Genomic DNA, 14,045 nt, shown 5'->3' on the forward strand with positions numbered 1-14,045 from the left:
GATGAGTCAATTTAAAAGGGATCAAGTTCAAGACATGTATTATCTGTCACCGATGCAAGAAGGAATGCTGTTTCATACCCTCCATCATCAAGAAAAGGGCTTTTATGTAGAGCAAATGGATATGAACGTTAAGGGCACACTGCGTTATGACTTACTTGAGAAAAGCATGAATATCATCGTGGAGCGGTACGATATTTTTCGTACCGTGTTTCTCCACGAAAGAGTCAAGCGCCCTGTCCAAGTTGTACTAAAGGAACGTCCTTTTACACTTGATGTTGTGGACTTGCAAGATCTTTCTGAAGATGACCAGCTTGAACGTTTAGAGAAATTCAAACAACAGGATCAGCTGAAAGGATTTGACCTCTCGAAGGATTCTCTCATGCGGGCATCTGTTTTCCAAACGGGACCTGCCAGCTATCGCTGGATATGGAGCTATCATCATATCCTTCTTGATGGCTGGTGCTTTGGACTAGTGGTGCAGGAGTTATTTGCGATTTACCATGCACTTTTACATGACGTCCCTTACAAGCTAGAACCGGTCAAACCATATAAAGAATATATAAAGTGGCTGGAAAAACAAGATAAACAAGCATCACTTCAATATTGGCAGCAATCATTAGCAGGATTTGATGGACAATCGACCTTTAAAGAACAGCGAAAACAAACGAATGAACATGAATTAGGCGAAATTGAATGGTCCATGAGCAAAGAAGAAACGGCCGCTTTATCAGAGTTAGCGCTGCAGCAAAATGCGACGTTAAGCAGTGCGCTTCAATCAGTCTGGTCGGTTCTGCTGAGCAGGTATCAGCGGTCAAATGATGTGCTGTTTGGAACAGTTGTGTCAGGACGTCCGGCAGATTTGGCTGGCGTTGACAGGATGGTTGGGTTGTTCATCAATGTCATCCCAAGAAGAATTCAGCTGACAGATCACATGACATTTCGTGCGCTCCTGTCAGAAACACAGCAGCAGTCTCTTGCAGCCGAGCCGCACCAATATATTCCGATTTATGATATTCAAGCAAAGACAGGCCAGCAGCAGCTCATTGATCATATTGTCGTGTTTGAAAATGTCCCAGCTGCAAAGAAGGACGAGCAAGAGGCACGGTTAGGGTTCACGGTGGAGGATATGAATGTCTATGAAAAATCAAACTATGATCTCAATCTGCTCGCATCGCCTGGAGAAGAATTACTATTGAAGCTTGCCTTTAACCAAAGAGCGTTTGATCCTCAATTTGTTCATAAGTTAAAGGAACAGCTCAGCCTATTGATCAATGAGGCGGTTAAGCATCCCGATCAATCGGTTCATACACTCCCATTCGTCACAAAACAGGAAAAACAGCTGATTCTTGAGGAATGGAATGCACCTGAGCTTGAGCATGACCAGCTGTATTTATCGAAATGGTTTGAGCATAATGTCCGCAAACAGCCAAATGCAGTGGCGCTATCAGCAGAAGAGCAGACAATGACATATGCTGAGCTGAATGAACAGGCCAATCGATTGGCAAGGCATTTGCAAAAAAATGGAGCCGAACATCAAACGGTCATCGCCATTTTAGCCGATCGAACGCCTGAACTCATTGTCAGTCTGCTTGCTGTTTTAAAAGCAGGCGCAGCCTATGTGCCAATTGATCCTGATTATCCAGAAAGCCGCATTCAATACATGCTTAAAGACAGCGGAGCAACACATCTTCTGACTCACTCATCCTTTATTGGTCAGGCGAAGGGACTCGCGTTTGATGGCACGTATCTGTTTGCAGATGATCAGGAGATTTCACTAATGAGCTCAGAGAATCTGCCGCTGGAAGCAGGTTTACACGATACGGCATATATCATGTATACATCAGGCACAACAGGTCAGCCAAAAGGCATCATGACAACCCATTCCAATATTGCCCGGGTGGTCAAAAATACGAACTACTTAACCATTTCAGAAACAGATACACTGCTGTCGCTATCCAACAGCGTATTTGATGGCTTTACCTTTGATGTATATGGTGCGCTTTTAAACGGAGCAAAGCTTGTCCTGCCGAAAAAAGACACCATTTTAGATATGCACGAACTGACGGAGCTGATTAAAAGAGAAAGCATTTCTGTCATGTTTGTTCCAACTGCTTTATTTAATCTTCTTATTGATGAAGAAACTGATTGGATGCGCAGTGTGCGCAAGGTGCTGTTCGGAGGGGAACGTGCATCTGTACAGCATGTGAGAAAAGCCTTTGATGTCATGGGGAAAGGCAGACTAATCAATGTCTACGGCCCAACTGAATCAACGGTTTTCGCCACCTATTATCCTGTAGATGAAGCTCCGCCGATCGAAGCTTATTCTATTCCAATCGGAAAGCCGATTAACCAAACGGGTGCTTATATATTGAGCCAGCAAGGACAGCTTCAGCCGATTGGAATGGTCGGAGAACTTTGTCTCAGCGGCAAAGGACTTGCGAAGGGATATTTGAACCGTCCTGATCTGACAAAAGAAGCCTTTATCACACATCCATTTGCTGCGGGAGAAAGGCTGTATCGTACGGGTGATTTGGCTTATTTTCGAGCAGACGGTCTGATTGAGTATGCAGGCAGAGTGGACGATCAGGTGAAAATTCGCGGACACCGAATTGAGCTGACAGAAATTGAAGCCCACCTTCTCATGCATCCAGGCGTAAAGCAAGCTGCCCTTATAACGGATCAGCATGGCTCGTCGCAGCATACAAGACTGCTCGCCTATATGACGTGTGAGGATGAGTGGAAGGACAAAGTGGATGTGATCAAGTCAGGGCTGAAGGAGAAACTTCCGGCATACATGCAGCCTCATGAGCTGATCAGACTTGAGAAGATGCCGCTGACACCAAATGGAAAAGTTGATAAACGTCAGCTGCCAAAGCCAGAGGCGCCTCAAGGAAACCGCCATGTGAAGCTTCCGGCCAATGAGGTAGAACAAAAGCTGCTTGTCATGTGGCGTGAAGTGCTTGAACGAGATGATATCAGTACAGATGACCATTTCTTTGAGATTGGCGGACATTCTTTAAAAGCGATGTCGCTTTTATCAAAGGTGTCGAAGGAATTCGATGTTCAGGTGCCTATTCACTTGCTGTTTGAGATGCCGACAATTGAAGCCATCAGCCGTTATATTCAACAGCAGGATCATGAAGCTGCCGGCTATCTTGTATTCAATGAATCTCAAACTTCAACAGTCTTTGCTCTTCCGCCATTACCTGGCTACGGCTTTATCTATCAGGAAGCCGCCAAAACGCTTGATAGCGTTCGTTTGATCGCCTTTGACTTTATTGAAGCTGATCACCGCATGACGCAATACGTTCATCATATCCAGCACCTTCAGCCTGAAGGACCGCTGACTTTGATGGGCTACTCTGGCGGCTGCTATCTGGCCTTTGAGCTCGTTCAATCGCTTGAACAAGCAGGACGGACGGTGGAAAAGGTCATTATGATCGATTCCTATAAGAAAATTGGAGAAAGTGATTTAGAAGGACGATCCATCGATGACGATATCGCAGCGATTGTCCATCAATCAAAGCAAAGTGAACTTGCCCAAGAAGAGCTCGTTCAAGAAGCGCTTGCTCAAAAAACGCGGGCCTATTATGAAACATTTGTTAAGGGGGTGAATCAAGGAAAGATACAAGCAGATATTGATTTCATCCAATCAGAAGAGCAAATTGAGATTCCAGATTGGATGGATCATTGGGAAGAAGCGACGACCGGTGCTTATCGCTATTATCAAGGCTACGGTGAGCACGCTGACATGTTCAAAAACAAAGAATGTGCAGCTCAAAATGCCCAGCTGATCCAAAAGATAATTAATCAAAAAAATAGAGAAGCCGTTTTGTAAACTTTAGTTCAGGCAGGGGTGCATATTGGCAGCCCTGCCTGTCAAAAAAGGAAAGGAACTCATATGAAACCATCAATTATGAACGAACCAAATGTACATGAAACAATGGATACGATTTTACAAGATGTACAGAGAACCATTTTACAAACCAACGAAATCGAACGCTTCGCTGTTTTTTCTCGTGAAAAAACCATTCGACCGCGGCCATATCACCTCTCTCATTTATTTCTCGACAATCACATGGAGCAGGAGGCCGCAGCTGAATCGATACAGACGCAAACGGCTTCCCCTGCTTTAGCGGACATGCCGCCCGCCCTTTCCTATGGAGGGGATCTAGATGTTAACGCAGGAGCCCAAACCTTACAGGACGCCTTAACAGAGGCGGCAAAAACGACAAATGGTCTGACTTATATCGTCAATAGTGAGAATGAACTCACGCAATCCTACGCGCAGTTAAAGGAGGACGCTGAGCGGGTTCTGACAGGTTTGAGGGCATTAGGACTTGAACCGGGTGATCCTGTGTTCTTTCAGTTTTCATCCAATCATGCGATGGTAACAGCCTTTTGGGCGTGTGTGTTAGGCGGATTTGTTCCAACACTAGTGTCCGCTGCACCGACCTATCGGGAAATGAATGCCTCCGTGAAGAAACTTCATCATGCGTGGCACCTGCTGGAGCATCCGCTCATTTTAACAGATGACTCGCTGATTGATGAGGTGCAAGGCTTAGCTTTATTGTGGCATACAGACAAGTTACGTGTTGCAGCCGTTGAGCCGATGCTTTCTTTAGAAAGAGATATAGAAACTTATCCCGCGTCACCGGATGATTCAGTCTTTTTTATCTTAACGTCTGGAAGTACAGGGATGCCCAAATGCGTAGAACATTCTCATCGAAACGTGCTGGCGAATGTCAAAGGAACAGTGGCAGCCAATGGGTTTACACAAGAGGATGTGTCGTTAGACTGGATGCCTTTAGATCATATTGGCGGTATTGTGATGTTTCACCTAGTCAATGTGTACACGGGCTGTGAGCAGGTTCGGGCAAGAACAGATGATTTTATCGCTCAGCCGCTGCGCTGGCTTGACTGGATGGACCGCTACCGTGCAACGAAAACATGGGCGCCTAACTTCGCATTTGCGATGATCAATGATTATGAGAAAGACATTTCGTCAGGATCTTGGGATCTTTCTGCTATGACTTGTATGATCAATGGGGCAGAAGCGGTCGTACCGAAGACGATTCACCGATTTTTACACTTGCTGGCTCCGCACGGCTTAAAGGGAGACGTCATTAGACCGGCATTCGGCATGTCTGAAATCTCTTCAGCCGTTGTCTTCTCTTTTGCGATAGAGCGGGGAGATGAAAGCAGCGGGGTTCTAACCTTTGAGGAAACATCACTCACAGAGCAGCTAAGACCAGCGGAGGCACGTGAGATAGGAACCGTCAGCTTTACAGAGCTGGGAAGACCGATTCCGGGTATCACGATTCGTATCGTGAATCATCAGCATGAGCTTCTTCCCGAAGATCATATTGGCAGTGTGCAAATTAAAGGGCCGACGACAATGAAGGGCTATTACAAGAATGACGAAGCGAATCAAGAAGTCTTTCAAACAGACGGCTGGTTTCACACGGGGGATTTAGGTTTTCTGCACGAAGGAAGGCTGACATTAACCGGAAGAGAAAAAGACATGATCATCATCAACGGGAAAAATTATCACAACTATGAAATAGAAGTCATTGCAGAGGAAGTACCCGGCGTCGAAACGAGCTTTGTAGCGGCCTGTTCCGCCCGGATGGAAGCATCTGCATCCGACGAGCTGATTCTCTTTTTTACACCGAAGCTGTATGAACCTTCTTATATCATGAGAGCAAGTCAGGATATTAAATCCCATATTGCGACAAAAATGGGGCTGTCTGCATCGCGCGTGATTCCTGTCCAGAAGCATGCCTTTCCGAAAACAAGCTCTGGAAAAATAGAAAGGGCACAGCTTAAGAAGCGATGGCAGGAAGGCGAATTTGATGAAATCATCAAGGAGCTGGACATTAGACTTGAAAATGAACACACCTTGCCTGATTGGAGTTTACAAAAGGAGTGGACACCTGCTCCGCTTCATGAAGCTGAAAAACAAACAGCAGGGAACATGGTGATCTTTGCAGACACATTAGGGCTGGCAGATCAATTAAAATCCCTTTCAAGCAATGAACAAACGTATATTACGGTTGAACCGGGTCAAGCATTCACACAACTCACACATACACACTTCATCATCCACCCGAATCGGCCGTCTGACTACGAACAACTCTTTGAGACACTCCGTTCGTATGGCGTTTCGGTGAAACAAATCATTCACCTTTGGAACTACACAACTCAAGAAGACACACTTCATGCAGAGTTGGCAAAAGAAGCACAGAAAACTGGCAGCATGAGTGCCTTATATGTAACAAAAGCGATCGCTGCCTATGAGGAGCCGGTAGAGATCACCTTTGTCTCTGCTCATGCGATGAACTTGCCGGAAGATCAAACACATGATGTGGAGAAAGCAACGACAGCAGGACTGATGACAGCTGTTCAGCATGAATGGCCGTTTATCAAGGTGCGATGCCTTGATTTTTCTCTGACAGAACCGGATGCTGGCCGTTCTCATGCATCATCGATCATGACAGAGCTTACACATGACACAAGCCATCATATCGCTGCTTATCGCGAAGGTGTTCGTTATACTCCTCTTTTAACACCGCTTCATCTAGAAAAAGAACAAATGGTGAAGAAACCGCCATTTGAATCTTCCGGGCTTTATGTGATGACAGGCGGGCTTGGCGGCATTGGACGAATGCTAAGTGAGCACCTGCTGACATCCTATCAAGCGCATCTTGTGCTGGTTGGAAGAAAGGCGCGAGAGGCTTTATCTGCGGAGCAGCATGACGTATTGATTTCACTTGAGAATCTAGCGGAAAAGCGCGGCGGCACCGTTCTTTATGAAAAAGTGGACATCACTGACGCAAAAGCCATTGAAGCCCTGATCTCAAGACAGGAGACGGCTTTAGGCAAAAGGCTGCATGGCGTTATTCATTTCGCTGGCATCATTCAAGAAGAACTGCTTCGTGACATGACGTCTGTTTCATTACATGCGATGTACGAAGCGAAGGTATATGGCACGATTTCGCTTCATGAAGCAGCCTCTAAACGGCACAATGTCTTATTCCTTTCCAGCTCGTCAGCTCGAACGTTAAAGGGCGGGATGACCGTTGGCGCTTATTGCGCGGCCAATGAGTTCGTTGAACAATTTGCTCATTATCAGAGGCTGACATCTACTGTAAAGCCGTATTGCTTTAGCTTTAGCATGTGGGATGAGACCGGAATGAGTGAAGGCTCAATGATCAAAGGCATGCTAAAAGAAAGAGGTTATTTCCCGATTCCAAAACGGGCGGGCATTCAAACAATGCTGGCATGCTTGATGACAGATGCTCCTCTCATTTATATCGGGCTGGATCGGTCGAAGCAGGAAATTCAAGAGATGATACAAGGGGAAATACAAACAGAGCAGGCCGTATATGTCTTTTTCAAAACCGATCAAACAAAGGCTTTTGAAGAAAGGCTGTATCAATCCATTTATACGTGTATACAGTCTCGTCTCTCAGGTGAATGTTCCGTCCATCTATATCCTGAAGAATACTGGAAAGAAACAGAGGATGGGATGCCGGACGAAGTGTATTTCAATGAATTAATAGAAGAAAGTGGACATGATTCTGAGGACAGAGCACCTCAAACTAAGACGGAGAAACTTTTGGCACATATTTGGTCCGAACTGCTTGATGTCTCAAACATCAGCTGTGGTGATCATTTCTTTTTACTCGGAGGTCATTCGCTCAAGGCAACGCAAATGCTGTCTGCTGTTAGACAGAAAACGGGATTTGACGTGCCGCTCGCTGTTCTTTTTGAGCATACGAGACTTGGAGAGTTAGCGGACTGGATTGATTCACATGCCAAAGCCGATGAAGCGGTTCCGATACGGAAAATAGAAAAGGGTCAGGAGCTTCCGATGTCCTATGCTCAGCAAAGACAGTGGTTTCTCTATCAATTACAGCCTGATCTGCCATTATACAATAATACGATTTCCTTTCGGATGACTGGACCTTTAGATGTGAAGGTGCTTCAGCGCAGCCTGCAGCAAATGGTGCAAAGGCATGAATCACTCAGAACATCCTTTGCAATGAACGGCGATGAACCGGTACAGATCATACATGAGCATATGACTCTTCCAGCGCTTGAGGTTGTCGATGTATCAGATCTTTCATCACAGGAAGAAAAAGAACAAAAAGCGGCTGAGTGGGCGAAAAAAGAAGCGGGCACACCTTTCCGCTTAGAGCATGATGCACTTTTTCGCGCGAAACTGATTCGGCTGTCAGACACAGATCATTTGCTACTGATGTCCATTCACCACATCGTGTCAGATGGGTGGTCGATTGGCATTGCTGCAAAGGAGCTGTCCGAATGGTATACAGCGATCATCGAAGGGAGAGAGCCTGATCTCTCACCGCTGCCGATTCAATATGCAGATTACGCACTTTGGCAGAAGGAGTATTTGACGGGAGAAACATTGCAGAAGCAGCTTTCCTATTGGAAGGAGCAATTTGCGGTACCTGTGGAAGAGTTGATGTTGCCGTATGACTACACGCGTCCGGCCGTTCAATCCTATAGGGGAAAAACGAAAAAATACCGCTTGTCGAAGCCGCTGTCTGACCAGTTGGCTGCCCTTTCTCAGAAAACAGACAGCACCCTTTATATGACATTACTTTCGGTTTTCTCTACTTTGCTGCATCGATTGTCTTCACAGGATGAGTTTGTCATTGGATCCGTCATTGCCGGGAGAAATAGGACGGAGATGGAGCAGCTCATCGGATTTTTCGTGAATACACTGGCACTTCGGATTGATCATAGCGGCAATCCAGCTTTCACAGAGCTATTAGAGCGAGTGAAGGAAACAACAATGGGCGCCTATGCGCATCAGGATGTGCCGTTTGAGATGGTGGTAGATGAGCTGAATATTGTACGTGAGGCTGGCAAGCAGCCGCTGTTTCAGGTCATGTTTGTTCTGCAAAACCTGCCCCTTGAAGCTTCTCCGATGGGTGAGGCGACATCCGTTTTAGCCATTGAAGATAATGATACGGCCAAATTCGATCTATCCCTGTTTGTTTTTGAAGGAGCGGAGGGTCTTCAATTAAAACTGGAGTATGATGCAGACTTATTTTCTGACGACACGATGGAACGGTTCCTTCGTTACTACGAGCAGCTGCTTGCGTGTATTTGTGAAAATCCAGCACAGCCAATCAGACAAATGAATTACCTGCCAGAGAAAGAGAGGGATCAGCTGCTCTATGAATGGAGCGGCAGCACAGAACAACCAGCAGGCCCGCTTCTCATCACAGAACGGTTTGAAGCGCAGGTGAAAAAGACACCTCATGCGATCGCCCTCGAATCTGGGGGAAAACAGTGGACGTATCAGGAGTTACAAGAGAAAGTCGACCGGCTTGCCGCTTATCTGCAGCAGCGAGGAGTGAAGCCGCATGAACCAGTAGGGCTTCTAATTGACAGGTCGCCTGAAATGATTTTTGGGGTGCTGGCGATTGTGAAAGCAGGCGGGGCCTACGTCCCAATTGATCCTGAATATCCAGATGCACGCATTGATTATATGCTGAGGGATACAGGTATTCAGCTGTTACTGACAAAAAATGAATGGCTGAAACAAGTCTCGATCAGTCAAACCGAGCTCATTTGTCTTGATCAGGGGTATGAAGAGTTTTTATCAGAGGCAGAACTCAAGTCTGCTGCTTTAAAACCTGATGGACTCGCTTATATCAATTACACATCAGGATCAACCGGTCAGCCAAAAGGAGTTTTAATTCCGCATCAAGCGGTCATCCGGCTTGTATGTGAAACAGATTATGTCACCCTTAATGAACAAACGCGTATTTTGCAAATCGCGAGCTTCTCCTTTGATGCCTTTACGTATGAAATATGGGGAGCCCTGCTCAACGGCGGAAGGCTGATACTGACCGATCGAAATACGATCTTATCAATGGATACACTGGCTGACACGCTGACATCTTACAAGATCACAACAGGATTTCTGACAGTACCGCTGTTTAACCGATTAACAGAGGAACATCCAGAAGCTTTAAGTGGATTTGACGCCTTATTGGTCGGTGGTGATGCTTTGTCAGCTGCTCATATCCGTAAAGCGCTACCGTATTTACCTGAAGGCCTATTAAACGGCTATGGACCAACTGAGAATACGACGTTCTCCTGTGTGCATCACATTGGGGCAGTGGATGAGGGGCAGACCTTGGTTCCTATCGGTCAGCCAATTGCTTATTCACAGGCCTATGTACTAGACGACCAGCTGCAGCCGGTTCCGCAAGGTGTCATTGGAGAGATCTACGTAGGCGGTACAGGGCTTGCACTCGGATACCTTGGAGATGAAGAAAAAACATCGCAATCATTTATCCCGCATCCTTTCCAAGAAGGAGCGCGTTTATATAAAACAGGCGATATGGGCCGCTGGCTGCCAAACGGCATCATTGACTGCCTTGGAAGAATCGATCATCAAGTAAAAATTCGCGGACACCGCGTCGAATGCGGAGAAATTGAAGCCGCCATGCTGCGCTTTGAAGACATCATAGAATGTGCGGTCATTCCGCATCAGCATGAGAGTGGTCACAAGCGATTGATCGGTTATTTTGTCCAAAAGGGCAGCATCACCACGCAACACATTCGCCATCAATTAAAAGAAATACTGCCAGATTATATGGTGCCAAGCCTATTAATAGAGCTGGACGAACTCCCGCTCACGGCAAATGGCAAGGTAGACCAAAAACGTCTCCCGCCGCCAGAGTGGAAACAGGAAAAAGTGGAGAAACCGGCTGACAGCGCACTCAGTGAGGAAGAACGCGTACTGGAAAAAGTATGGACTCAGCTGCTCGGTACTCCTTCGATTGGTGTACACGATAACTACTTTGAGCTTGGCGGGGATTCGATTATTGTCATACAAATGGTGGCGCGCTTAGCACAGGAAGGCTATGTCATTCAGCCGAGAGATGTATTTGAAAAACAGACGATTTCACAGCTGGCACTTGCTATGAAAAGGTCAGATGCTGCTGCGTTCTATGATCAGTCGCCTGTCACAGGAGCTGTTCGTCTGCTTCCAATCCAATCATGGTTCTTTGAGCAATCAATGACAAACCAAGATTATTGGAATTTATCAGCGCATATGGAATTCAAGCAATCCATACAGCTAAAGCAGCTGATACAGGTTCTCTCAAAAATTGTCGATCATCACGATATGCTGAGAGCGGTTTATACAAAAGCAGCAGATGGCTCGTGGATTCAAACCATTCGTGCGCCTGGCATCATCCCTTGTGTCACCTTCTTTGATTTGACGGGTGTTTCTCATGAGGAAGCGGTGGAACAAATCCGCATGGAGACCGCCGCTTGTCAAGAAACGTTGTCATTAGAGCGGGGAGAAGTAATCAAAGCCATTCTTTTTCACACAAGTGATGGTACGTCTGAACTCTTTATCGCTGCCCATCATCTTGTGATGGATGGAATCTCATGGCGCATCATACAGGAAGACCTATTAAATGGACTGAAGCAGCTTGCGGCAGGGCAGGAAATCGCGCTTGCAAAGAAAACTGCGTCCTATCAGCAGTGGGCAGATGCTCTTTATGAATACGCACAAACCGATCAATTACAAGAGCAGGTTCCTTTTTGGCAAAAGATCACGAGCCAAGAGGAAGAGGGTTCTCCTTTTCAAACACCTGCACTTTTCAATATAGAAGAACATGCAGAGATTTTGTCTATTCAATTGACGAAGGATCAAACAGATATTTTACTAAGGCAGGCATCACAAGCGTACCGAACAGAGGTAAACGATTTACTCTTATCCGGACTCACGCAAGCCGTTGGAAAGCCGCTGCTCATCACGTTAGAAGGGCACGGACGCGAGGATTTATTTGAACAGATGGATTTGTCACGAACAGTCGGATGGTTTACAAGCTCTTATCCTATTTTTATTCCTTTTATTCAAACCGATATTGAGAGACAAATCAAAGATGTTAAAGAAACCTTAAGAGCTGTGCCGCAAAAGGGAATCGGCTATGGCTTGCTTCAATACATGACAGCATCTCGTTTACTCAAAAAGGCAGCGCCGCAGATGAGCTTTAATTATCTTGGACAGTTAGATCAAATAGACGGTGAAGCACATCTTTATTTAGCAGATGAACGAAATGGACTTGTACATGATCCAAAAGCAGAAAGACAGCATTTGATCGATGTGTACGGATATGTTGTGAACGGTCAGCTTCAGATGAATTTTATGATCCATCGTGAACTGCTTCAGTATGAAGAGGTGCGCCTGTTACCTGAACGGTTCAAAGAAAAAATGGAGGATATTCTGACGCATTGTGTAGAGACAAAAGGCGGCTTTACGCCATCTGATTTTCCAATGGTTCAGCTGACGCAAAAGGAAATCGATGAGCTTCCAGATGGTGTAGTGGATGTGTATCCACTATCTCCAATGCAGCAAGGGATGCTGTTTCATGCATTATTAGATCAAGCGTCACAGGCGTATTTTGGTCAAGTGCATATGACACTCGAAGGCTTAACGGACGGCGCAGCCTATGAAAAGGCATGGAATCTGCTAGTAGAGCGTCATTCGATTTTGCGGACAACATTTGCTTGGGAAGGGCTAAAGGAGCCTGTTCAGTTGATTCAATTAGAAGGAAGTATTCAGCTCACTCAGCACGATGTGCGCCACCTGAGTGAAACGGATCAGAAGGAAGCCATTCAGCAATATTTGCAAACAGATCGGTCAAAGGATTTCAAACTAGAAGATACGGATGAACCGCTGATTCGTATTGCTTTATTCCATCGTGATGAAAACACATGCACGTTTGTTTTTAGCTTTCATCATATTTTAATTGATGGCTGGAGCTTGTTCAGTTTTATTGAAGAATCCTTTTCTTTGTATCGCTCTCTTGTGGATGAACGGGAGGTGGATCTTCCTGCTGTACGTCCATATAAAGATTTTATCGAGTGGCTGCAAAAGCAGGATCAAGAGAAGGCGCTAGAGTTCTGGAAAGGTTATATGTCAGGAGTAGAGGAGGCTACACCGCTTCCAGGAGAAGACGGGCCAGCTTCGGATCAAGAAGCAGGTGTTGATCAGCTAAGTATCAAACTAACGCCCGAAATGCAGCAGAAACTCGAAGAGATGACAGGCACGCAGAAGGTGACAATGAGCACCCTGATTCAAACAGCGTGGGGGCTGCTTTTGCATCTTCATTCAGGATCAGAGGATGTCGTGTTCGGAGTGACAGTATCAGGACGGCCGGCGGACTTACCACAGGTTGAAAGTATGACAGGGCTCTTTATTAACACATTGCCGCTCCGTTTGCCGATCACGCCAGAGTGGACCATTTCCAAGCTGCTGGCACATACGCAGGAAACAGTATTTCAGATGCGGGAATTCGAATATACCGTACTGCCAGATATTCAGCAGCTGACTCACATCCCGAATGGAGATTCATTGTTTAACAGTATTGTCGTGTTTGAAAACTATCCGATTGAATCTATCGAGCCTTACGGTATACGCATTTTAGACATTGCGAGTCATGAAGAAACGAACTATGACCTGACCCTTGTGGCAGTTCCGGGAGAGACGCTGGAGCTGCGGGTCACATACCGCTTCAATCAATATACAGAAAAGCAAATACAATCGCTGATGCAGCAGCTGATCCACACACTTGAAGCGATGACAGAACAAATGGAGACACCCCTCTCTTCCTTCACGATCGTCACGAATGAAGAAAAAGAGCGGATGATCACCGATTGGGCGAAAAATGCACAAGTCAGCGTGCTGTACCCAGATCAAGAAGAGGTCTATTCAGGTGTGCATGATCCTTCCTGTGAAACGGAAATATATGTCCTGAGCGAAGCGCATCAGCTCATGCCGGTAGGATTTCCTGGAGATATTTTTATCGGTGCAAAGGACATCAAAGCACTTTGCGGGGAGCTTGCCGATTGGATGGAGACGCATAAAATTCTGCACCCATTCAAACATCAAACTGGCGAATACCTCTATCCGACAGGGGATGTCGGCGTTTGGACTGAAGAAAACAAGATTCAGATTTTGGATTGGATGTAGGAGGAGAAGA

Annotated in this window: 2 protein-coding genes; both read left to right on the forward strand. The window is 46.0% G+C overall.

The annotated features are described in order from the left end of the window. The first annotated feature begins 1 nt into the window (after nt 1). Nucleotides 2–3,838, forward strand: a complete 3,837-nt coding sequence (locus NSU13_RS01950; protein ID WP_328698980.1) for an amino acid adenylation domain-containing protein — start codon at nt 2–4, stop codon at nt 3,836–3,838. A gap of 63 nt (nt 3,839–3,901) precedes the next feature. Further along, on the forward strand, nt 3,902–14,035 hold the full coding sequence (locus NSU13_RS01955) for an amino acid adenylation domain-containing protein (RefSeq protein WP_342489797.1): 10,134 nt from the start codon (nt 3,902–3,904) through the stop codon (nt 14,033–14,035). The last annotated feature ends 10 nt before the right edge of the window (nt 14,036–14,045 follow it).

This window comes from Bacillus sp. FSL M8-0049 (assembly GCF_038593355.1).
In the GTDB taxonomy this organism is placed as follows: domain Bacteria; phylum Bacillota; class Bacilli; order Bacillales; family Bacillaceae; genus Bacillus; species Bacillus safensis.

Bases quoted from the DNA above. Each gene is read 5' to 3' on its own strand.
- NSU13_RS01955 (WP_342489797.1), top strand. From the start codon at position 3,902: ATGAAACCATCAATTATGAACGAACCAAATGTACATGAAACAATGGAT.
- NSU13_RS01950 (WP_328698980.1), top strand. From the start codon at position 2: ATGAGTCAATTTAAAAGGGATCAAGTTCAAGACATGTATTATCTGTCA.